Annotated in this window: 20 protein-coding genes; 6 read left to right on the top strand and 14 right to left on the bottom strand. The window is 46.3% G+C overall.

The window, feature by feature from the left end; translation table 11 throughout:
- Positions 1–205: 205 nt before the first annotated feature.
- The 8 genes from ACFPIB_RS03510 to ACFPIB_RS03545 all read right to left on the bottom strand — a co-directional run bounded on the left by ACFPIB_RS03510 (position 206) and on the right by ACFPIB_RS03545 (position 9,348).
- A complete protein-coding gene (locus ACFPIB_RS03510) occupies positions 206–391 on the bottom strand; it encodes a hypothetical protein (RefSeq protein ID WP_378016044.1) in 186 nt (61 codons plus the stop codon).
- Positions 392–420: 29 nt separating this feature from the next.
- Entirely contained in the window at positions 421–2,205 is a 1,785-nt protein-coding gene (locus ACFPIB_RS03515; protein ID WP_378016045.1) for a M14 family metallopeptidase, read from the bottom strand.
- Positions 2,206–2,249: 44 nt separating this feature from the next.
- On the bottom strand, positions 2,250–2,777 hold the full coding sequence (locus ACFPIB_RS03520; protein WP_378016046.1) for a hypothetical protein: 528 nt from the start codon (positions 2,775–2,777) through the stop codon (positions 2,250–2,252).
- A 160-nt stretch (positions 2,778–2,937) separates the two neighbouring features.
- On the bottom strand, positions 2,938–3,369 hold the full coding sequence (locus tag ACFPIB_RS03525) for a DoxX family protein (RefSeq protein ID WP_378016047.1): 432 nt from the start codon (positions 3,367–3,369) through the stop codon (positions 2,938–2,940).
- A 14-nt stretch (positions 3,370–3,383) separates the two neighbouring features.
- Complete coding sequence (locus ACFPIB_RS03530) at positions 3,384–4,016, bottom strand: hypothetical protein (RefSeq protein WP_378016048.1); 633 nt, start codon at positions 4,014–4,016, stop codon at positions 3,384–3,386.
- Between the two features lie 328 nt (positions 4,017–4,344).
- Positions 4,345–5,784 (bottom strand): TolC family protein, encoded by a 1,440-nt coding sequence (locus tag ACFPIB_RS03535; protein WP_378016049.1) that lies wholly within the window; start codon positions 5,782–5,784, stop codon positions 4,345–4,347.
- Complete coding sequence (locus ACFPIB_RS03540; protein WP_378016050.1) at positions 5,771–7,150, bottom strand: HlyD family secretion protein; 1,380 nt, start codon at positions 7,148–7,150, stop codon at positions 5,771–5,773. Before ACFPIB_RS03540 ends, ACFPIB_RS03535 begins: the two co-directional genes overlap by 14 nt.
- Positions 7,150–9,348, bottom strand: coding sequence for a peptidase domain-containing ABC transporter (locus tag ACFPIB_RS03545; protein ID WP_378016051.1), 2,199 nt, complete (start codon positions 9,346–9,348; stop codon positions 7,150–7,152). The genes ACFPIB_RS03540 and ACFPIB_RS03545 overlap by 1 nt, the downstream gene beginning before the upstream one ends.
- Before the next feature lie 206 nt (positions 9,349–9,554).
- Here ACFPIB_RS03545 and surE point away from each other — a divergent pair, with 206 nt between their 5' ends.
- The 3 genes from surE to ACFPIB_RS03560 all read left to right on the top strand — a co-directional run bounded on the left by surE (position 9,555) and on the right by ACFPIB_RS03560 (position 12,956).
- The gene (gene surE / locus ACFPIB_RS03550) at positions 9,555–10,364 is read left to right on the top strand and encodes a 5'/3'-nucleotidase SurE (protein WP_378016052.1); all 810 of its coding nucleotides are present in this window, start codon (positions 9,555–9,557) and stop codon (positions 10,362–10,364) included.
- A 138-nt stretch (positions 10,365–10,502) separates the two neighbouring features.
- The gene (locus ACFPIB_RS03555; protein ID WP_378016053.1) at positions 10,503–12,176 is read left to right on the top strand and encodes a S8 family serine peptidase; all 1,674 of its coding nucleotides are present in this window, start codon (positions 10,503–10,505) and stop codon (positions 12,174–12,176) included.
- Between the two features lie 18 nt (positions 12,177–12,194).
- Complete coding sequence (locus ACFPIB_RS03560) at positions 12,195–12,956, top strand: hypothetical protein (protein WP_378016054.1); 762 nt, start codon at positions 12,195–12,197, stop codon at positions 12,954–12,956.
- A 2-nt stretch (positions 12,957–12,958) separates the two neighbouring features.
- Here the strand turns inward: ACFPIB_RS03560 and ACFPIB_RS03565 are convergent, their stop codons facing one another.
- A complete protein-coding gene (locus tag ACFPIB_RS03565) occupies positions 12,959–13,474 on the bottom strand; it encodes a hypothetical protein (RefSeq protein WP_378016055.1) in 516 nt (171 codons plus the stop codon).
- A gap of 236 nt (positions 13,475–13,710) precedes the next feature.
- Positions 13,711–14,136 carry a hypothetical protein gene (locus tag ACFPIB_RS03570; RefSeq protein WP_378016056.1) on the bottom strand — a complete coding sequence of 142 codons (426 nt, stop codon included), beginning with the start codon at positions 14,134–14,136 and terminating at the stop codon, positions 13,711–13,713.
- A gap of 288 nt (positions 14,137–14,424) precedes the next feature.
- Here ACFPIB_RS03570 and ACFPIB_RS03575 point away from each other — a divergent pair, with 288 nt between their 5' ends.
- A complete protein-coding gene (locus ACFPIB_RS03575; protein ID WP_378016057.1) occupies positions 14,425–15,813 on the top strand; it encodes a M20/M25/M40 family metallo-hydrolase in 1,389 nt (462 codons plus the stop codon).
- Between the two features lie 350 nt (positions 15,814–16,163).
- On the opposite strand, the gene ACFPIB_RS03580 is transcribed toward ACFPIB_RS03575, so the two are convergent.
- Positions 16,164–17,111 carry a ClpXP adapter SpxH family protein gene (locus ACFPIB_RS03580; protein WP_378016058.1) on the bottom strand — a complete coding sequence of 316 codons (948 nt, stop codon included), beginning with the start codon at positions 17,109–17,111 and terminating at the stop codon, positions 16,164–16,166.
- 178 nt (positions 17,112–17,289) lie between these two features.
- On the opposite strand from ACFPIB_RS03580, the gene ACFPIB_RS03585 reads away from it, so the two are divergent.
- Positions 17,290–17,607, top strand: coding sequence for a winged helix-turn-helix transcriptional regulator (locus tag ACFPIB_RS03585; protein WP_378016059.1), 318 nt, complete (start codon positions 17,290–17,292; stop codon positions 17,605–17,607).
- 173 nt (positions 17,608–17,780) lie between these two features.
- Here the strand turns inward: ACFPIB_RS03585 and ACFPIB_RS03590 are convergent, their stop codons facing one another.
- The 3 genes from ACFPIB_RS03590 to ACFPIB_RS03600 form a co-directional block, all read right to left on the bottom strand.
- Positions 17,781–18,272 carry a hypothetical protein gene (locus tag ACFPIB_RS03590; protein ID WP_378016060.1) on the bottom strand — a complete coding sequence of 164 codons (492 nt, stop codon included), beginning with the start codon at positions 18,270–18,272 and terminating at the stop codon, positions 17,781–17,783.
- A 125-nt stretch (positions 18,273–18,397) separates the two neighbouring features.
- Positions 18,398–18,730: a Rieske (2Fe-2S) protein gene (locus ACFPIB_RS03595; protein WP_378016061.1), complete on the bottom strand. Its 333-nt coding sequence runs from the start codon at positions 18,728–18,730 to the stop codon at positions 18,398–18,400.
- Positions 18,731–18,957: 227 nt separating this feature from the next.
- The gene (locus tag ACFPIB_RS03600) at positions 18,958–20,187 is read right to left on the bottom strand and encodes an S-adenosylmethionine:tRNA ribosyltransferase-isomerase (RefSeq protein ID WP_378016062.1); all 1,230 of its coding nucleotides are present in this window, start codon (positions 20,185–20,187) and stop codon (positions 18,958–18,960) included.
- Positions 20,188–20,452: 265 nt separating this feature from the next.
- On the opposite strand from ACFPIB_RS03600, the gene ACFPIB_RS03605 reads away from it, so the two are divergent.
- Positions 20,453–20,863 carry a hypothetical protein gene (locus ACFPIB_RS03605; protein ID WP_378016063.1) on the top strand — a complete coding sequence of 137 codons (411 nt, stop codon included), beginning with the start codon at positions 20,453–20,455 and terminating at the stop codon, positions 20,861–20,863.
- Positions 20,864–20,916 lie beyond the last annotated feature (53 nt).

The following is a 20,916-nucleotide window of genomic DNA, read 5'->3' on the forward strand; positions in this document are numbered from 1 at the left end:
TTTTGGGTGGAAAAGTGAGTAATTTAAAAGGGGATTTATTGCGTCATCCCGAGCGAAGCCGAGGGAACTATCGCATACCGAACCCGCACGAAAACTAATCTCAGATTTAAAGCGATAGGAATTTCTCGCTCAGGCGCTCAAAATTCCATAGAAGTACCCATTAGTTTCTTCGACAAGCTCAGAATGACGCAATAATTTCTTTTACCTAATGGTTTTGAAGATTTTTTTCCTTCTCCAATTCATCATAAGGAATACATCTAGATTCTTTAAAGTCATATCTACCTCCACCTTCTGCGCATGCGTACATCAGAATTACCTTCGGCATTAAATAATATGCACCTATACCTAAAGTAAAAAGAATAAAAAGAAAAATTAAAAGTTTCTTCTTCATTTCAACCGAAACTTTTCCTACCCAAAGCGCTACCGTTTTCCTCCTAAAACCTGCCGCAATTCCGATGCTTCTTCTACCCGAACCACCGGATAACGGAGGTGCGTATTTTCGTAATGTTCGGAGCGCTGGTATATGAAATCGAGTTGGGCGTAGGCGTCGGTTTTGAGTTCCGGTTTTTCGGCGATCGCTTTTTCCAGTTCGGCTTTCAGTTGCGAATTCTTTTGCAACAATTCGGCGGCGGTGTCTTCAAAAATGTAGGGAGAAAAATATTCCTTGCGGCCTAAAATGCTGTCGAAGAAATTCCAGGCGAAAAACGAATCGGAAGCCTGAGGTTCAAGCGTTTCCAGGAGGTAGCGCACGTTTTGCTGATCGGTGAAAACCACGTAATCGCCTTCGTAAAATTGCCAGTTCTGATCTGTGGTGCGCACCTGCACGTTGTAGTTCAGGTAATGCCCTTCAAACGGACGTTTCAGGTTTTCGTAGCCGGTTATGTAGTAAGTTTTTACCGCCAAAAACCTATCGTTTTTCAGTTGCTGCATTTTAATGCCGTTGCGTTTCAGGCGGTCAATTACCTCGGGCCAGGCTTGCGGAATAATGTAAGCTTCTGGTTTGGAAACGGTTACATTCGGCTCGTAGGTGTTGAAATAAGAGATCTTGCGTTCGAAAGGTTGGTTGCGGTCGTAGTACAAACGGTTCTGGCCGGAAACGTCGCTTTTTTTGTGGCCGGCTTCAAAACCTTGAAACGGTATCTGCTCCGACTTTTGCTCGTTCAGTTTCCAGTTCAGCGGGAATTGCGTTTGCTTCAGCGTTTCAGCCCAGGCTTGCGCGCGCAGTTTGCCGATTTTTTCGGCGTCGCGGTTCACCATTTTGATGTAGATCTCCAGCAGTTTGTACGTGCTTTCCACGCGCTGTTTGAAGGGCTTGAGCATGTGCGTTTCCGGCATAAACCCAATGGTGTTGAACAGCGCAGCATAACCCGTGCTGTATCTTGGGCTTTCCAGAAAATCTACGATCCCGCTTTCCGGCGTTTCGGCTTTAGAATTCACGTACGGGATCATCGGGAAGCCGGCTTTCTGCATTTCGGCGTAAAGTTCGGGTAGCATTTCGTTATGCATGTAATTGCCCAAAACCGGTTGCAGTTTGTCTTTCTGCGTGGCAATTAAAGTCATCACGTACTGGTAATCGGCGCCGTTGGAAGTGTGCGTTTCCACGAAAATATCGGGCTGCCATTCCTGAAAAATTTCCTGAAAAGCCTTCGCGTTGCCCGATTCGGTTTTAATGTAATCGCGGTTCAGATCCAGGTTTCTGGCGTTGCCGCGGAAGCCGTAACTTTCTGGCCCGAGCTGGTTGGCGCGCGTGCCCGAATTGCGGTTCAGCATGCCATCGATATTATAAACCGGCGTTACAATAATGACTAAATTCTGCAAATGCTGCTTCCACTCAGGCTTTTGCAACAGGTCACGGAGCAGCATCATGCTCGCATCAATGCCTTCGGGTTCGCCGGGATGAATGCCGTTCTGAATAAATAAAATGCGCTTGTTCTGCTTCCGGATCTTTTCCGGCTCAAACACTTTTTCCGTGGATAAAATAACCAAATGCAGCGGTTTGCCCACGTCGGTTTTGCCGTATTCGCGCAGCTTTATTTCCGGAAAAGCCTGGTCGAGTTTTTTGTAATAGTCAATGCATTCGGCGTAGGTTGCGGTCTGGTTGCCGTTGCCTTTTTCGTAAGGCGTTTTCAGGTCAGGTTTTTTAGTAGCGTCAGCCATAAAGGGTAGGGAAATGCAGGTGAAAAGTAAAAGCAGTTGCCATTTCATGGCCGGAATTTACGAAAAAACGATAGGGTTTTGCGTGGGAAAAGTCAGGTATAGCCATTTACAGAAATATTTGAGCAAGATTTTGTAGATAAATTAATTTTTAGATTGAAAAAGCAATTCCCGCCATCCTTAACGTGGATGATTTCTTTTTTCCAATTATGGTCTAATGGATCGCAAAATCCATTTATCCAAACTTCTTTCTCCCCTTTATTATTAACTACAGCTACGTATTGCAATTTGTAGTTGTAATTTTTGAAATCGATTTTGTAAGATTTTTTTACAATTTCTTCAAGCTGTTTATTGTAGTTATTAGCACATATATGAAGGAGGCTGTCAATTACAATAAGTTCGTTTTTTGAAAGTGAAATGGGTTTACAGCTATTATCGAATGGCCAATTTCCTGTTTGATCAAATTCTATTACTGCAATTTTTGACGTATCAATTGGTGATTGCTTTATTGGCGAAGGTATCTCAGTGATATCTTGCTTAGCATAAGTAGCTTCGTTCTTACTCTTCTGTGTGCATGAAATTATTAAAAGACTTAGTAGTCCGAAGAAGAATTTGAATTTCATAGAAAGAAGTAGTTTAATTAGATTATTGAAGGAAAAATGATAAGGTTTTAGATAGAAAAAGTATGAAAGAATACGAGAACATAAATCCGATACGCGTAGAGACAAGGCATTGCCTTGCCTCTACGTTATCTGATCATTTTTCTATTCCCGATCAATTTATCTACCGCAACGGTTCCCCTGGAAAATATTTCGCATCTAAACTGATCCTGCCTGGTCCAATGAAATACAAGCTGAAAAACAAAATGCCCAGTTCTACCGCGTGTGAATAACCTTTAAAACCATCGCCGGCGGCGCCGTGTTTCAGTGCAGCCACAATCATAGTAATGGTAAGCAAAACGGTAACCGGCCGGAAAAACAAACCCAAGATTATGAGCGCGCCGCCAATTAATTCGGCGAAAGCCGCCATAAATCCCCAGAACGCAGGCATAAAATCAATGCCCACCGTTTCCATAGAGCCGCCAATAGCTGTCCATTTTTCCAGGCCGCCGGTCATTTTGGGCAAGCCGTGCAGCATGAACATGATACCGATACCGATCCGGAGAATGAGCAAACCAAAATCGCGGGCAGGGTAGGAGTTGCGGAGGAGTTTCATGTTTTCTGAATTGTTTAAAACAGCATAATACTCGTAACCTTCGTAGAATCCGGAATTTCATCTTGCGAAATGCGGTCCAAATGTTTGGGAGGGAAATTGGTAATATCGAGCGTAAAGGTCATTTTATTCGCATCGGAAACCGCCACAAAATCCGTTTCACCCAAGCCTACGAACGACAGCGCATACGCATTTTTCACTTCAGCAAATGTAGAACCCACCCGTATTCCTTTTTCGGTTTTGAATTTCGGGCTCAGCACCCGGATCCGGAAAATGGTGCATTTGTCGTTGGCGCAACTTTCTTCGGCCAGCAATAACAGGTTATCGCCGGTTTTGGGGTTGCGCAATTCGAAAGCCGTATAAGGCACGCCTTCCAGTTCACGCTGCACCGCTTTCAGATTTTCGGCCGAGATCATTTTTTTCAGCGAATCGGAAGACATATTTACCTTTATTTTTCCGGCCCTTCCCGGTGCCAGCGAATATTGTTCGGCTTCAATTACTTTCGGGTCAATGGCAGGAGTTTCCGGAACGGGTACCGGTTGGGTTTTAGAATGATCTATTTTAACGGTTTCGACCTTTTTAGAATCTGTTGAGCAGGAGAAAAGCAGGGAAAAAGGTAAAAATAGAAGCAAAAATTTGTGAAAACGCATTTTTTCGGAAGTAAAAGGGTAATTATAACGGGTTCGGGTAAATATAGGTCTTTCGTTGTTTTTTAGGAAATTGATTGCGGAATTAGCACCCTCATAAATTGAAAGTACGCATATCTGGCCGGCTGGTTTGTTTGCTGTTGCCCTGCTCCGTTCACTTTTTCACCTCGAAACCCTATCGTTTTTACAGTCTCAGTTTTATTGGAAATTTTTAACTGTTGTTCTTTTATTGCTGTTCCGGACAAAGATGTCCGGAAGAGCCTTCGGGCAGAAGTTTAAAATGGACGGTAATGACTTTTTCACCACGAAACCCTACCGTTTTTTTGCAATTTTAATACCAAACCTTACCAGCCGCCCAAAGCAGGAAGATCTTGTTTTTGGCGTATTTGGCTTTCAGTTCATACAGTTTTACTTCGTTGGCCAGCAAACTCATTTCCCGCGAATTGGTAAAGAAAAGCGAGCTTTCCCCGGCGGCAAAACGGGTTTCTTCGGCGTCGCGCAGTTGCTGCGATTGGTTTACGAGCTGTTCCTGCTGTCTGATCTGTTGCTCCAGCAACTGCCATTGGTTGTAAGCGGCCAGCACCTGGTTTTGTACTTCGCGGCGCGTTTGCTGGGTTTCCAGTAAATTATCCTGCAGTTTTAGTTTGGTAAGCTGGTATTTGCCACGCTCGGCCCGCAACAAAAGCGGGTAACTGAAATTCAGTCCGAATTTGTAATTATCCAGCAGGTAGCCGTTGCTGAACATTTCCGGATTATCGGTGAGGCGACGTCGGAGCGCGTAATATTCGGCATTCAGTTTTGGTTTGAATTTATCCGCGGCCAGTTTTCTGTCGAATTCCAGTTGCTCGCTTTTGGCTTGAAGTTTTAGCAGGTCGGGATGCTGGTTCTGGGCCAGTTGCATGAGGCGCTGCAGCGAATCAGGCGCCAAGGGTGTAAGGGTGCTGCCCAGGTCGGCGGGCAGCGCATTTTCGGGTAGCTCGGCTGGTACTAAATTTTCGCGCCACAAATGGTTGGAAACCAGCAGCCGCGCATTCTGTAAAGCTACTTCCGCTTCCTGAAACATAATTTCCCGTTTCCGGGCTTCTATGGATGCTTCTACGGTATCGATGGCCGCCAGATCGCCGGTTTGGGCGCGTTCGGTTACGGCTTTTAATCGGGTGCGGGCAAAGTCTAAACCCCGGGCGTACAAATTCCGCTGCTGGTAGGCAAAAAACCAGTCCCAGTAATCTTTTGAAGCTTGTAGCAGCAGTTTGTTTATGGTTTTGATGCGTTCGGCTTCCAGCATGCCTTGCGTCAGTTGCGCCTGCCGCAACGTAGCCCGTCGCTGGTCAATGAGCAAACCCTGGCCAATTGGCACCGAAAGCCCGGCATAAAGCAAACCTTCTTTCGGAACGTAATTCTGTGGGTTGAGGTACTGGCCGCTGTTGTCTTCAAATCCGGCTTTTATTTCCGTTCCGAACCAGGTTGGTATTTTCAGGTTGCTGTCCCAGAGTTGGTAGTATTCTTTGCCGGTGTATTCCTTATTGTTGTAGTAACTGCTAAGGCTCGGGTCGAAGTTTCCGCGGGCGATGCGTATTTCCTGGCGGGCCTGTTCGGGTAAAAGCGCGGCCTGCCGGGCAACCGGGTGGTGGCGCATGATCTGATCAAAAAAAGCATCGAGGGTAAAAACCAAAGCAGTTTCTGAGGCCTGCGCCCTACCGTTTTCTGCCCTGAAAAACAGCAAAGACCAGACAAATGCAAGGAGCAGATATGCCTTTTTATTTTTCATCATCCTTTGCTTCTTCGTCTTTTTTAGGCTTTAGTTTTTCTTTGTAAGGGTCGGTTTGCGGACCGTTACGCGGGAAGTCTGCCGGGAAACCGTTCAGCTGCCGCCAGATCTCGTACCAGACCGGCACATTGCCCAAAAGCGCCCAGCCGTAAACTCCCGAGCCCACGCGCAAAGCTACCGGCCATGCTTCTTTTTCCGGATCGGGCGTAACCAGAATGCGGTATTTGCCTTGCGTATCGAGGTTATCTATTACGGCTACTTTGCCCGCAAAGGTACCGGTGCTCACTGTTGGCCAGCCAGAAAAAACCAGCGTAGGCCAGCCTTCGAACTGTAACCTTACGGATTGGCCAATACTTAACAGCGGCAAATCCAGTGGATTTACATACAATTCGGCGGCTAAATGCGGTTGGGCAGGAACGATGGTTGCCAGTGCTTCAGCTTCTTTTATGATCTCGCCAATACCGGCTTTCAGGGTTTTTACCACGTAGCCCCGCTGCGGCGCCGTGATCTGGTAGAAAGAACTTCTTACAGCTGTGCTGCTTAATTCGCTTTGCGCTTTGGCAATATCGGAGGCAGTGCTGAAAGCGTAGGAACGGGTGGCATTCTGTTCGGCTTCAGCTTTGGCAATTTTATCGGCGTATTCGGCTTGCAAACTACTGAGTTCCAGGCGGGAATTTATGAGTTCGTTCCGTGAAGTACCCAGTTTGTTTTGCGTGGAAACGAGCTTGGCTTGGGTTTCCTGTTGCTTCAGCTGGGCAGATTCTACTTCCGTCAGCGATTTTAAGCCCTGCCGGTATAGCGTTTCCTGGCGCTCGAGGCGGGCAGCGGCAATCTGTACTTCGTTGCGCATGGCAATTACGTCGGCACTGTCGCTTTGCACTTTTAAGCGGGTTTGCTGCACTTTGTTGCGGGCTTTGTTCAGGCTAACCTGCAAACCCTGGCGCAAGGCTTCCAGTTGGCGGCCCATGTCAGCTGCTTTCTGATCTGTGGCTTCCAGCGCTTTTTCTTTGGCGGAAAGTTGTTCCCGAAGCCGGTTCAGCAAAGCAGGGTCCATGTATTTTTCTTTCACTTCGGTAAGGCTTACAATGGTGTCACCTTTTTCTACGAGCTGGCCTTCGCGCACGTGCCATTTTTCGATGCGACCGGCAATGGTGCTGTTAATGGTTTGCGGGCGTTCTTCGGGGCGTAGAGTGGTTACGGTGCCGTAGGAATTGATATTCTGGGTCCAGGGAAGGAATAGCAGCAGGAAGAGCAAGCCGAAAATACCGGCACACCAAAGCGCCAGGGTTTTGCCCCAGCGGGGTGTGCGGGCCAGTTCCAAAGCCTGAAAACCGCGGATAGGCGCATTTTCTTTTTCTGTAAGTTTCATCAGCTTAGCGGTTTTCCAATTAATTCCTGAAACAATTTATTTTCGCTGATCTGGCTGAAGGTGCCTTCGGCGGAAACGGTGCCTTTGGTAAGCAGCAGCACGCGGTCGCAGCGTTTCATTACTTCGGGGTCGTTGGAAATGAGCAGTAGGGTCCAGGAGCGTTCCGGCGAAAGCAGCAAATTCAGCAAACGGTCTTTTTCGTGTTTGTCGAAGCCGGTGATCAGTTCGTCCAGGATCAGGAATTTGGGGCGTAAAACCAGGCTCCGGGCTACAATTAATTTCCGGGCCAGCGACTGCGGCAACTGGTAACTGCCGGCGCTTAAATAGGTGTTCAGGCCATCTGCAGATTGTTCCATAAAATTTTGTAGACCAGCGTTTTCCAGCGCCCAGAGCACATCTTTTACGGGTACCTGCCTTCCCAGCGTTAAGTTCTCGAGCAGCGTGCCGTCAAATAATTGTTCGTGCGAAAGGTTATCGCCGATGTGGCGGCGCAGGTTGGCTTTGTTCAGGTTGCGCAACGGCAGATGGTTGTAGGCAATGCTGCCTTCGTAGGAAGAGTATAGTCCCAGAAGCAGGTGCAGCAAGGTGGTTTTTCCGGAATCGTTGGCGCCGGCCAGGCAAACCCGTTCGCCGGGCTGCAGGGTAAAGCTTACATCTTTGAGCACCGGTTTTTTACCTTCCGGATAACCGAATTTCAGACTTTTTACGGCTACCAGCATACCGTTTTGGCCCTGCAGCGGCTCCAGTTTAAAGCCCGAAGCATTTTCGATGGGCAGGTCGGTAACAATGCCAATTTTATCGAGGCTGGTCAGTACATCGTACACGTTTTCCAGCTTAATAATGATCTTTTCCACCGCCGTCATGATCAGGATGATGATAATTTCTGAAGCCACAAACTGCCCGATGTTTATTTCCTGCTGAATTACCAGCACGCAACCCAGAATTAAAAGGCTGCCGGTAATAAAGGTTTTAAAACCCACAAAACTGAAATACTGGGTCATGAGTACGCCGAAGTGTTGCCGGCGGGCATGCAGGTAATTGTTCACGAAGCCGTTGGCTTTATCTAAAGGCAGATTAGAGTAACCCGAAAGCCGGAACGTACTTTGCGTGCGGGCCACTTCTTCGAGCCAGTTCACCAGCTTGTATTTGTATTTCGATTCGGAAAGGCTGCTTTTGATGCCTTTCGGGCCGGTAATGCGCAGAATTAAGCCCAGCACGAAGATCAGAATTATGCCCAGGAAAATAAAATACGGGTGGTAAAACGATAGCAAAATCAGGCCAAAAACTATCTGAATTACCGCCGTAGAAAAATCGACCAGGATCTTGGCAAAGCCTTTCTGCAACGAAATGGTATCGAAAAAACGGTTTACGAGTTCCGGCGGATAATACTGGCGCAAATATTCCAGTTTCAGGCGCGGAATGCGGAAGGCAAATTCAAAGGCGGTTTTGGCAAAAATGCGTTGCTGAATGAATTCTACGAGCCAGAGCTGCATAACCTGCAATCCGCCTGTTATCAGAATACCCAGAATCAGCAGGGAAATCAGCAAAACCACCGAAGCCGAAACCTGGCCTGTAGCAATAAAACTCACAATACTTTGAATTCCCAGCGGCAGCGACAAACTGATCAGGCCCATGAGCACCGCGTAAATATACAGGTAACCAATGGCGCTTTTTTCGGAAGCAACCAGTTGCAGGAAACGGGTAAGCGGTTTGGTTTGTCCGGGTTTTCGGGTGTTTTCCGGTGTGTACAACGACCGGTGCGGAAAGCAGAGCGCAAGCGTTAGTTCCGGGCCGGTTTCGGTATTTTCGGTTACCAGCTTGCTCAAAAAATCCTGTACGGTGGCTTCGGTAAGGGTTTGCAGGATATTTCCGGATGGAGCAATGCTGTGCGCGAGTACATTTCCCTTTTTCGGCAAAAGCACTACGGGCGTAAATTTCCCTTCCACCGGCAGAAAACCCAGCAAAGGCATTTGTTCCTTCAGTAGCAATCGGCGGGCTTCGGTGTGCGGTACGTTTTGGTGAAAATATGAAAGTTCCAGCGCGCTGCCGGTTTCGGCCAGATCGAGCATAAAGGCCGGTATGTTGCTGACCAGCGGTGCTTCCGGCGTAACGGCAGTTGCTGAAAACTCATCTTGGGAATAAAAACCGGAATGTTGCCTGAACAAGTGGTGGATGCGTTGTAGCAATGGTGTGTACATAACGGTTCTTTACTTTGACCCAATTGCGAAGGTGGCTTCTAAAGATTAAAACCAGATTAAAGCCCGGTAGTTTTTTCTTTGCGACCTTAAAATATCCGTTTCAATTCAAGGCAATTACTGGCTAGTGCAGAAAACCAAACAAACCCGAGTTTGTTAACTCTGGCAATTAATTTTACTTTTACAGCTCAAAACCATAGCATTTTCCCATGGCCAAACCTCTTATTTTAGTTTCGAACGACGATGGTATTACCGCTCCGGGAATCAGGACGCTGGTAAAAGTGATGAAGAAAATCGGTGAAGTGGTGGTAGTGGCGCCAAATAGTCCGCAATCGGGCATGGGGCATGCTATTACCATCGGCGAATCGTTGCGCCTCGATAAGTCAATGGCTTTCGATAAAATTGAAGCCTGGGAATGTTCTGGTACGCCAGCCGATTGCGTAAAACTTGCCAAACATCATGTTTTAAAAGACCGCAAACCAGATCTGGTAGTAAGCGGCATCAATCACGGTTCAAATTCCAGCATCAGCGTGTTGTATTCCGGCACCATGTCGGCGGCAATTGAGGCAGCCATAGAAGGTTTACCGGCAATCGGTTTCTCGTTATGCGAATTCGGGCACGACGCAGATTTCAGCCACACCGAAGAATTTATTGAGCAAATTGTGCGCGAAGCCCTGAAAAAAGGCATTTTACCGGGTGTGGCGCTGAATGTGAATTTCCCGAAAAAAACGAAGCAGGCTTTAAAAGGCATCAAGATCTGCCGCCAGGCGCGCGCCAAATGGCAGGAAGAATTCGATGAACGCATTGACCCGCACAACCGCAAATATTACTGGATGACGGGCTCTTTCGTGAATTCCGACAAAGGCGATGATACCGATGAATGGGCGCTGGCCAACAATTACGTTTCGGTGGTTCCCTGCCAGTTCGATATGACCGCCAGCCACGCCATTGCCCTCATGAACAACGAATGGGACCTGGAACCCGAAGTGAAACTGAATCCGAAAGTAAAAGACAACTAACCTTCAAAAAACGCTATGCTTTCAGGGTCAAAAAGTCTGAAGCATACAATTTTGAACAAAATTTATTTCGGTTTGGCAGTATAATTATTTCGGATCAGGTAAATTAAACTGCAATTTTTCAGGTAACCGGCCATTTTTATGAGTTTTACTTCCGCAATTTTTTTACGCCGTGCAATTTTTGCGGCATCACTTTTTTTCTTCCTCAGCAGTTTTCTCCCGGTGCAGGCACAGCAGAAATTCTGGGTTGTGCTGAAAGATAAAAAAGGCGTTTCCTTCGATCCGTACCAGTATTTCGATGCCAAAGCAATTGAACGCCGTCAGCGCCAGCATCTGCCTTTGTTCGACGAAACCGATAAACCGATCAACGCAAAGTACCGGCACCAGATAATTTCCCTTTCCGATTCTGTTTCCGGTGAAAGTCGCTGGCTGAACGCCATTGCCTGTTTTGCTAAACCTGCTCAAATTGAACAACTCCGGAAACTGGATTTTGTGCGCGAAATAATACCGTTTCAGCAGCAACCGGCAATTCTGGCCGAAATTCCGGAGAAATATAAAGTAACGCTGAAGGCCGATGAGCTGGAAATTCTGCAAAACCAGACGGCGAGTTTAGGCGCTGCCGTTTTCAAAGAGAAAGGCCTGAACGGTAAAGGAATAAGAATTGCTATTTTAGATGCCGGTTTTAAAGGAGTGAATAATACCGCTGCTTTCGAACATTTATACAAAGAAAAGCAGCTCATAAAAACCTGGGACTTTGTAAAACGAAACGAATATGTTTACAGCTACGCCACGCACGGAACCCTGGTTTTAAGCTGCATAGCCGGTAGGTTAAATGGCCATGATATTGGTCTGGCAACGGGTGCTGAGTTTTTGCTGGCCCGCACCGAACGCATGCATTCCGAGCGTTTTTCGGAAGAAGAAAACTGGCTGGCTGCTATGGAATGGGCCGATAAAAATGGCGCCGACATTATCAATTCTTCGCTCGGTTATACCAACGACCGTTATTTCCGGGAGCAAATGGATGGCCGCTACGCTTTTGTAGCCCGCGCTGCCAATTTAGCTGCCCGCAAAGGTATTCTGGTAGTAAATGCCAACGGAAACGACGGCACCGCTGACTGGAAGATCTTAGGCACGCCCGCCGACGCAGACAGTGTATTAGCCGTAGGCGGCATCGATCCGAAAAGTTTATTTCATGTGAATTTCAGCTCTTACGGGCCAACCGCCGATAAACGCATGAAACCAAATGTAAGTGCGTTCGGCATTGTGGTTGGGGCAGGGCCGAAGGGTTTTGAAAATACGCAGGGAACTTCGTTTGCGAGTCCGTTGGTGGCAGGTTTTGCGGCTTGCGCCTGGCAGGGCAACCGGGCTTTAACCAACATGCAGCTTTTCCGGGAAATTGAAAAATCAGGCGACTTGTATCCGTATTTCGATTATGCACACGGTTTTGGTATGCCGCAGGCGGGTAATTTACTGAACGGAAAACCTACGGATCTGAAACCAACCATGCAATTCGAACCTGGCAAGGAGGAGGTGAAAATCGTGATAAAAACCGAATTTATGCCCGATACAACCGGCCCTGTTTTAACCGATACAACTGGCCATGGTAAAAATGGTGTTTACCTGTTAAAAGCCAAAAATCCAGCCGCCAATTATGTCTATTACCACATTGCCAACCCGAAAGGATTTTTAGATCGCTATTACGTAGTTGAAGTGCAGGACGATCCGGAGGTGGCAGTTGTAAAGTTAGAAGCGCTCCGCCCGGGCTCCATTATCCGGGTTTTCTACAAAGGTTACACCGGCTTTTACGCACATTAATTTCAGATTCAGAATTTTATGAAAAAATATATACTGTTTTTCGGATTGCTTGCTGCTTGTATCACAAATGTTCCGGCCCAGAAAGTATTGCTGGCTCAGGACGTTACCAAAGATACGGTTGAAGAGAAATTCGGCCCGAATAAAAAATATTTTGGCCACATGTATGTGGGTTATGGCTTAGTGGCCGGCCCGGCAGAAAATAAAGGCAGCGCCGTGGAATACGGAGATTCGCACGAATGGCTTTTTGGCTACCGTTTTAAATACAAAGTAGGCAATGTTTATGCACTGGGTTTTGATGTAACTGTAAACCCAATCACGTATTACATGAAGCAAAAGGAAGGAAAAACGCTGCCTAATTCTTTCCTTTTCGACGAAGAAAAATTCAAGTTTACCAATTTCGGCTTAAACGTTTACCAGCGCTTTAACTGGGATAAACGCGGTAATTATGTCGGCAATTTCGTGGATATGGGCGCTTACGGAAACTGGATGCCCGTGAAAGTGCACATTTACGAAGACGATGACTTGTTAGGAACGAACGGTTGGTTAGCTGGCGTAAAAGACGTGAAAGTGCGGGAAACTGGCCTGCGCTACGTTTCAGATTTTAATTATGGGGCATTGCTGCGCGTAGGTTTTAACCGCTACGTTTTCTACGGTTCTTACCGTTTGTCCGATCTTTTCAATACCGGTTATACGGTTACGGATGGCAACGGCGAAAACATGTTCGACTTTGCCGAATTACCACGCATCATGGTTGGTTTTCAGCTAAGCATGCATAAGTAATTTCAGTATTTGTAATGCGAAGTGAGCCGGCCGAATTGCAACCCTAAAAGTGCGCCGCCATAAGGCTCTTTCGTGTTCAGGTTACCAAACGCATAAACCCCGATGCCGAAGTATCGCGTTGGCGTCCAGAAGATCTGGCTTTCCAGCGGAATACCTACCGTACCAAAATCGGAAGGCGGCCCCACGTACCCTAAACCAGCCGAACCCGAGATCATGGCGTTCCGGGTTTTGTAACTGCGGCCGTAAAGTACACCAACATCCCAGGCCTGCGTGCCGCCACCGTCAAAATCGTAATTGCGAACGAAACGTGCGGTTAAAATATGTGGCCTGAACTGATGCGATAAGCCAAAACCTACCGAACCGCCCTGGGTGCTCAGACCGCCGCCGCCAACCACCCACCATAAATTCCGGGCTTTATTGGTTTCTACAGCCTGGCCATGCACAGCCGAAAAGATCAGGAAAAAGAACAGCAGAAATGGTATGGTTTTCAGCTTAAAAAGTAAGGCTCCCGGTTTCATAAGCAAACATTAAGTTTCGGTAATATAGCCTTACGAAAAACAGCCAATTGCAGATAAATAATTGCTCTAAATTACAACGGGTTTTCAGGTCAGTTTAGAAGTCAGTTTCCGGGAATAATTTTATTTGGTCGGTTTAAGAGGAAATTCAAAAGTAAAGCAGATGTAGGAAGCTCAAATAAAAACGGCCGGAATAACTTTCCGGCCGTTTTTTTATAGAAAGGATAATTGTAATGGGTTTACTGTATGATCTTTAACGCACTCAATTTATAAGGAGTAGCTAACCAGCGTTCTTCGGGTTTTATTTCCTTTACATCGCCGCTGAACTGAATTTTCATACCGTCTTTCTTGATCGATTGGGGCATGTTGCAAGCTGAGAACCGGCGGTTTTGTTCCGGTATTGTGATCACATACATAATGCCATCCGGTTCGGTAGCATTGGGCAACGCCATGATCTGACCGATCTGGTTCTGATGTTTTTCTACCGTAACCCGGTCATCGAAACCACAAGGCAAAGCAAGCATTTCGTTATTGCTCGCATCAGAAACAGTGGCTTTTAACGAGGCTTCTGCATCTGTGGCGTTAGAGGTAAGATCGAAACAACCTGAAAGGGAAAAAGCAGAAATGGTAAGTATTGCGAACGTACTTAAGACAGAGTTTTTCATAGCTTTAGCGTTTTAGTTTAACAAGAATGTGCGTATCTGTTTTACTATACGCCTGCCTTTTTCGCAAGTGCCTGAATATTAAATTTGTATTATTAAAGTGCTATTATTTTATTTTAATTTTTATAAAAAAGCAGGTAATAAACCTTAAAGTGCAAATTGAACATCTGTTTTTGGCGGCCTGATTCTTTAAAATATAGTTGATGCTTTTCAGTTATAAATTAAGATGTTATCCATTTCTGAAAACTAAAAATAGCTACCTTTACTACCTGTTTTTTTCAAATTGAATACATGAGAAAATTTTTTACCCTTGCCGTTTCCATATCACTTTTTGGCGCAATGCAAACCGCATCGGCCCAGGTTACTTCCGATAGTCTTGTGATCCGGAAGATTTACGATGAAGCCCTCCGCAACCGCACCAGTTACGACCAGCTAGCCTATTTAAGCAACAAGATCGGCGGACGTTTGAGCGGCTCTCCGGAAGCAGAAAAAGCGGTGAACTGGACTAAAGCTGAAATGGATAAAATGGGGCTGGACCGCGTGTACTTGCAGGAAGTGATGGTGCCGCATTGGGTTCGGGGCGAAAAGGAAGTTGGAAAAATGGTAGGGAAAAAAGGCAAAAAAGTCGAAGTTGCGGTTTGTGCCTTGGGTGGCTCGGTTGGAACGGGTAAAAAAGGCATTACTGCCGAAGTAATAGAAGTAAAAAGCCTGGAAGAAGTAGGGAAACTGGGAAAAGATAAAGTTGCCGGCAAGATCGTTTTCTTCAACCGCCCGATGGAGCCTTCGCACGTAAACGCATTTCACGCGTACAGTGGCGCGGTAGATCAACGCAGCCGTGGCGCGATAGAAGCTGCAAAATTTGGCGCCGTTGCCGTTATTGTCCGTTCCATGAACCTGGCGCTCGACGATTTTCCGCATACCGGCGCGATGCGCTACGATGAAAATGTAACCAAGATTCCGGCAGCCTCCATCAGTACCAACGGCGCCGAATTGCTGAGCCACCGTTTAAAAGACGAGCCCAGCCTGCAATTCTATTTAAAGCAAAACCCGCAAACCCTGCCCGATGCAAAATCTTATAACGTGATCGGCGAAATTAAAGGCTCCGAAAATTCCGATGAAATTATTGTAGTGGGCGGCCATTTAGATAGCTGGGACTTAGGCGACGGCTCGCACGACGATGGTGCCGGTTGTGTACAAGCCATAGAAGTGCTCCGCATCATGAAAACACTGAATATCAAACCAAAACGCACTATCAGAGCTATTATGTTCATGAACGAAGAGAACGGCGTGCGCGGCGGTTTTAAATATGCCGAAGAAGCTAAAACGAAAAATGAAAACCACGTTGCGGCCATCGAATCGGATGCAGGTGGCTTTACGCCGCGCGGTTTTGGTATTGCTGGCCTGCCCAAACATGTTTCCCAGATCCAGCAATGGAAGCCTTTATTGGAGCCTTACGGCCTGCACGATATTGGCGCCGGTTACGGTGGCGTAGATATCGGTCCTTTAGCCAAGAACAGCAACGAAACCGCCTTGATTGGCCTGGAACCAGATTCACAACGTTACTTCGAAATACACCACGCCGCTTCCGATACTTTCGATAAAATAAACCAGCGCGAACTGGCTTTAGGTGCCGCTTCCATGGCTGCCTTAACCTATCTGCTCTCCGAATATGGTTTGTAATCCTGAAAGCATTTAAACAAAAAATGGTGCACCGAAATTTTGGTTTCGGTGCACCATTTTTTTTGTCATCCTGAACGAAAGTGAAGGACCTTGTTGAGTTTTTAGTAGGAACTTTTCTACAAGAATACAACAAGCCAAAATTAGGCTTTCCCTTTTCCCTTGGTTTGTGGCGCACAGACCAACCTACTGCTGTTTGCCTTTATACTACTTTCAGCACCAATGCACCGGTCTGTGCGCTACAGACCGGTGAAGGGAAGAGAGCCATAGACCAGTGTAAATGCCGGCAACCTTTGAAGGTTTAGAATTGGAAAACGCTATGCTTTTAATGCCTGAAACTCATGCAAACCAAATTACTTCCGTTTCCAGAGCGCGCCGTTTTTGCTGTTGAATTTTTCGATCTTGCCGGCTTTTTCCAGTTCCAGTAATTTCGCTTCAGAAGTTGCTTTCGAATAATTTCCCAGTACGGCAAACTCTTTCAGCATCAGCGTCGGGAATAAACGAAACAGGTTTTCGCCGTCGGTATTGATCGGCTTTTTAACGCTGTTCGGTACCAGTTTTTGCACCACGCTTTCGTAGCTGTCGTACGGTTTGGAACCGTAAACCAACGTGCGGTTATTATCCTGATCGTAGAAGAAAATGGTGGGGAAACCGCGCACACCTGACTGACGGGCCAGGGCCAGATCGTCTTCAAACAATTGTTTACCTTTGCTGCTGTAATCATTTAATAACTGGATCGGGTCGAGGCCAACCTGCGAAGCGGCGTGTTCCAAATGTTTCCATTTCGTGATGTTCTTCTTTTCCAGGAACAGCATTTCGCGCATGCGGCGCAGGAAATTTACGGCTTTGTCTTTGTCCTGAAGCTGCGCGGCTTTAAAAGCAATGGAAGGCGGGTACGAAGAGCTCAACGGGTCTTCCAGCCACACGTCACCATCTATCGGAACCTGGTAGTAAGCACTTGCTTCGTCCCAGTGATGCGCCACATCGGTAGGATTGGAAACATCACGGCCACCATACGAAGCCCAGCTTTTCAGCAGGCCGCCCATGTGGTATTCAATTTCCAGGTATTCGCCGTATTCGTGTTTCAGCTTGCGTAGTTCCGGCTCAATTCCCCAGCACGAAGAACAGATCGGGTCGGTAAAATACACCAGGCGCACCGGTTTCCGGGTTTTTACGGGTTCAGCTATAGCGTTCTCGGTGGTTGCAAGACCTGGAATTTCGCAGGAACCAGCGGCTGTGTCGCATAAAAGTGGGTTATTATGTTGGGCAACTATGTCGGTTTTATTGGTTTGTGCGTTCATACAGTTAGTAAGTAAAAGGTTAAAAAGAATAAGCGTAAGCGTTTTATGAATAACTTGCCTCTTTGTTCCGGTTAATGATTGAGCCACTAAAATTCTCATTATAAGGTTTTTAGCTGTTGTAATTTATTTAATACAAAGGTCGGGCAAAGAAGAACGCTTGTCAATTAGTCAGAAAAATATGACCACCCTGAACGATTTTTCGGAGCCGGAAAGCTGCCCGGCTACCAACCTGCTGAAACTGCTGGCCGGCAAATGGAAACCGGAAATTTACCGCCTGGCTTTGGCAGGACCGTTACGCTTCAACACACTTTTGCGACAGTTGCCAAGTTCTAACAAACAAAGTGTAGCGGTGGCTTTAAAAGAACTGGAAGAAGCCGGGCTGTTGCAGAAAACCGTGGTAAAAGAGAAACCGCTGCACATCGAATACGATCTCACTGAAAGAGGGCTTTCGCTTGTACCGGTTTTTAAACAATTGGAAAACTTTTCAGCGAAATAGACTTTGCCGCAATAAAAAAAGCAGCCTGAGAATAACGCAGGCTGCTTTTTTTATTTATTATGCAGGAATATTTCAGAACCGAAATTAAAAAACGCTAGGGTTTTCAGCTTAAAAAGGCGATTAAAACTGTTGCTGCGTTCTTCTATTCAATATCGCAATTTCAGATGAAGAATTTATTCGCTGAGATGATCCCAGTCAATGTCATCGATCATGGCCAAGCCTTCGCGGAGCACGCCGTTTAATTGAGCTTTATTTTCTGCTTCCAGGTTTTTTTCGAATAATTCCAGAATGGCTTCGCGGTCTTTGTTCACAAAAACATCGGTATATAGATTGTCGAAAGCAGCTACGCCATCGTGCATGATCTTATCAATTTCCTCAATCGATTTTGCTTCCAGCGCTTTTAAAAGCAGATCTGTTACCTGCTTGCTTTCCGGATTTTCTGATAAACGCACAAAAACCTGGATCAGGGCCACGCCAATTCCCAACCGCAGCCGCTCAAAAGCAAAGGCCAGGTTTTCGTCGAAATCTTGGCTGGTGCGTTGGCGGTGTTTGTCTTCGGCGGCAATAAAATTTTCGTACAGGTTTTTCTGTTTGATCTTTTTGGTTACCGCGTCTTCCGGTCCAAAAGCGTTTTCAAGGATATATTCGAAGCTGGCTGCTGACATTTTTTGCTGATTTGAGAGTTTGGAGATTTGAAAATCGGGCAATGAATTTTCAAACGGGATTTACCTGCGAAAGTAGCGATTTTTAATCTGCTTTTGAGTTTTTCAAGCTAAAAGCCTACCGTTTTTCAGCTATTTTCCGGCATGCCAATGTAAATACCATCGCTACGATTTTCTACCGGAAACGTTTGTGCGTCGCGCGTCCGGTTTTTGCATTCTGCTCCGGAAATTAAATGATAACGATAGCTATGCCACGGACAAACCACTTCGTTCAGGTAATTGGTAGTGCCTTTGCTCAGGCTTTCGCCTAAATGTGGGCAGGCATCAGCCACCGCATAAAAGCCGGTTCTGGTATGCGCCAGACAAATTTTCCGGCCATTGAGCTCAATTTGTTTCGCCTTGGTTAATGGCAATTCCCGGGCAGCTTCCTCCTCCGAATCAAAGATCTTTATCCAATCCATTTTTTTAGTGATTAATGATTATTGATTACGGTGAAGGCTTTTTTTAAGTCGTGTCATCCTGAATACAATTGAGCGCGGGAGCGCGAAGATTGCGAGCGTAGCTCTGAAGGACCTCATCGGCGGACAGCTGGAAAGCCAGAAATAACTGTACAGCAAATCGCCAACAAGGTGTTTCGCTATCACTCAACATGACAATCCGTTTTTTTACAGCTCAACAATTTACCAATTTAATCTTTCATTAAAAGCGAACTATCGCCGTAACTCAGGAAGCGGTAATTATTAGCTAAAGCGTGTGCATAGATATTTTTCCAGTTTTCGCCAACCAGTGCGGCTACCAACAATAAAAGCGTGCTGCCCGGCTGGTGGAAATTGGTAATTAAACCAGCGCAAATTTTAAAATCATAGCCCGGCGCAATAATAATTTGCGTAGAAGCCGGCAGAAAATCGGTATCGTTTTGGGCTAAAAAAGTCAGGATGGCCTGCAGCGTTACAGTAACCGGAAAAGCTTTTTGGGTTTCGTAGGGCTGCCATTGGCTCACTTCCAGTTCCGAAATTTTAAGATCAGGATTTTGCAGCAATTTTACGCCCAGCCAATACAAGCTTTCCAGCGTACGCATAGAAGTAGTGCCCACCGGAATTACCGGATTCGGAAAATGCGCCAGCAATTGTTCAATTAAGGCTTTCGAAACGATGATCTGTTCGGCGTGCATATCGTGGTCGGCCATTTTTTCTGCTTTTACCGGTTTGAAAGTACCGGCGCCCACGTGCAAGGTCAAATAAGCGGTTTTAATGCCTTTTGCCGAAAGCTTTTCGAAAACCTTGGGCGTGAAGTGTAAACCAGCCGTAGGAGCCGCTACGGCGCCTTCCTGTTTCGCATACACGGTCTGGTAACGGCTTTGGTCGGCTTCGGTCACGTCGCGTTTAAAATAGGGGGGGAGGGGCAAATTTCCGGCTCCGGACAATACTTCTGCAAAAGTCAGTTCTGCCGGTTCCCAAGTGAATTTTACGAGGTAGCTTCCGGCTTCCTGGGCAGTTTTTTCGGCCTTCAGGGTAGCGTTTTGTCCGTTAAAAGTAAACTGCAATTCCAGTTCCGGCTCTTTCCATTTCTTCGCATTACCAACCATGCAGCGCCACACACAACTGCTGGTTTGCTGCATCGCCTGCTGGATTTCCGAAGTAGGTGCCACCGGTTCCAGGCAGAAAACTTCAATTACGCTTCCGGTTGGCCGAGTGAAAAACAAACGCGCCTGTACCACTTTGGTGTCGTTGAAAAGCAGCAAACTGTTTTCCGGCAGCAATTCCGCAATTTCCTGAAAGGTATGATCGGCTATTGCGCCCTGCTTAAAATAAAGCAATTTCGATTGGTCGCGTTGCGCCAACGGAAACTTCGCGATCCTTTCGTCGGGCAGGTCATAAACGTAATCGGCAATTTTCAGGTCTTTGGGGTGTAGCAGCATGGTTTCAATTTCAAAAGCTTCCAAAATTACGGCCTATTGTGTAATAAATCAGTTTTTTGGCCCGAAAGCGTAGCGTTTTTTACCTGAAGCATCTAAGATCAGGAAATTTCTATATAAAAGTTTGCGGCGCTAAGTGCAATTACGTTCTTCTAAAATTTATAAACGCAGTCTCCAATAGGGGCGTTAAAGGATTATAAATTGCAGGAAAGACGAATTTCAGTGCAATTTTTAAGAAAGCATTTTAAGTATCATTTAATAAATTATTATGAAAAAGATTTTCCAAATTTCGCAGGTGTGGGTAGTGGTAATGATGTCGGTTTTCCTGTTCTCTTGTGAAAAATCTGAAATGGACAGCATCGTGCCAACGGCCAATGCGGAAGCAAAAAAATTTAATAAACCAACGCAAATGAACTTGCCTGCTTCAGCCGCTCAAACCGCCGATACGGCTTATATTGTTACTTTTTACGGCTCTACGCCGAATTTAAATACCGAAACCGACGTGCAGAATTTAGCTACCAGCATTGCCGGAGCCATCAATTTCGACATCACTTTTTTTGAAGACACCAAAGGATTTGCCGCCCCACTCACTGTAAATCAGGCCAATGCGTTCCGCAACGATTCCCGCGTAGAATTTGTAGAAATCGATGGTCCGATATATCCTGTTGGGTCAAATTAGAGTATAAAGAATTTTCATTGTGTAGTAGTTATTGAGGACCATCTCCGGTAAGG

It is taken from the genome of Adhaeribacter terreus (genome assembly GCF_042657365.1).
Taxonomy (GTDB): Bacteria; Bacteroidota; Bacteroidia; order Cytophagales; family Hymenobacteraceae; genus Adhaeribacter_A; species Adhaeribacter_A terreus.

What these genes read in the sequence shown, in the direction of transcription:
- ACFPIB_RS03510 (WP_378016044.1), bottom strand. Translation starts at nt 391, where the DNA reads ATGAAGAAGAAACTTTTAATTTTTCTTTTTATTCTTTTTACTTTAGGT.
- ACFPIB_RS03515 (WP_378016045.1), bottom strand. Translation starts at nt 2,205, where the DNA reads ATGAAATGGCAACTGCTTTTACTTTTCACCTGCATTTCCCTACCCTTT.
- ACFPIB_RS03520 (WP_378016046.1), bottom strand. Translation starts at nt 2,777, where the DNA reads ATGAAATTCAAATTCTTCTTCGGACTACTAAGTCTTTTAATAATTTCA.
- ACFPIB_RS03525 (WP_378016047.1), bottom strand. Translation starts at nt 3,369, where the DNA reads ATGAAACTCCTCCGCAACTCCTACCCTGCCCGCGATTTTGGTTTGCTC.
- ACFPIB_RS03530 (WP_378016048.1), bottom strand. Translation starts at nt 4,016, where the DNA reads ATGCGTTTTCACAAATTTTTGCTTCTATTTTTACCTTTTTCCCTGCTT.
- ACFPIB_RS03535 (WP_378016049.1), bottom strand. Translation starts at nt 5,784, where the DNA reads ATGATGAAAAATAAAAAGGCATATCTGCTCCTTGCATTTGTCTGGTCT.
- ACFPIB_RS03540 (WP_378016050.1), bottom strand. Translation starts at nt 7,150, where the DNA reads ATGAAACTTACAGAAAAAGAAAATGCGCCTATCCGCGGTTTTCAGGCT.
- ACFPIB_RS03545 (WP_378016051.1), bottom strand. Translation starts at nt 9,348, where the DNA reads ATGTACACACCATTGCTACAACGCATCCACCACTTGTTCAGGCAACAT.
- surE (WP_378016052.1), top strand. Translation starts at nt 9,555, where the DNA reads ATGGCCAAACCTCTTATTTTAGTTTCGAACGACGATGGTATTACCGCT.
- ACFPIB_RS03555 (WP_378016053.1), top strand. Translation starts at nt 10,503, where the DNA reads ATGAGTTTTACTTCCGCAATTTTTTTACGCCGTGCAATTTTTGCGGCA.
- ACFPIB_RS03560 (WP_378016054.1), top strand. Translation starts at nt 12,195, where the DNA reads ATGAAAAAATATATACTGTTTTTCGGATTGCTTGCTGCTTGTATCACA.
- ACFPIB_RS03565 (WP_378016055.1), bottom strand. Translation starts at nt 13,474, where the DNA reads ATGAAACCGGGAGCCTTACTTTTTAAGCTGAAAACCATACCATTTCTG.
- ACFPIB_RS03570 (WP_378016056.1), bottom strand. Translation starts at nt 14,136, where the DNA reads ATGAAAAACTCTGTCTTAAGTACGTTCGCAATACTTACCATTTCTGCT.
- ACFPIB_RS03575 (WP_378016057.1), top strand. Translation starts at nt 14,425, where the DNA reads ATGAGAAAATTTTTTACCCTTGCCGTTTCCATATCACTTTTTGGCGCA.
- ACFPIB_RS03580 (WP_378016058.1), bottom strand. Translation starts at nt 17,111, where the DNA reads ATGAACGCACAAACCAATAAAACCGACATAGTTGCCCAACATAATAAC.
- ACFPIB_RS03585 (WP_378016059.1), top strand. Translation starts at nt 17,290, where the DNA reads ATGACCACCCTGAACGATTTTTCGGAGCCGGAAAGCTGCCCGGCTACC.
- ACFPIB_RS03590 (WP_378016060.1), bottom strand. Translation starts at nt 18,272, where the DNA reads ATGTCAGCAGCCAGCTTCGAATATATCCTTGAAAACGCTTTTGGACCG.
- ACFPIB_RS03595 (WP_378016061.1), bottom strand. Translation starts at nt 18,730, where the DNA reads ATGGATTGGATAAAGATCTTTGATTCGGAGGAGGAAGCTGCCCGGGAA.
- ACFPIB_RS03600 (WP_378016062.1), bottom strand. Translation starts at nt 20,187, where the DNA reads ATGCTGCTACACCCCAAAGACCTGAAAATTGCCGATTACGTTTATGAC.
- ACFPIB_RS03605 (WP_378016063.1), top strand. Translation starts at nt 20,453, where the DNA reads ATGAAAAAGATTTTCCAAATTTCGCAGGTGTGGGTAGTGGTAATGATG.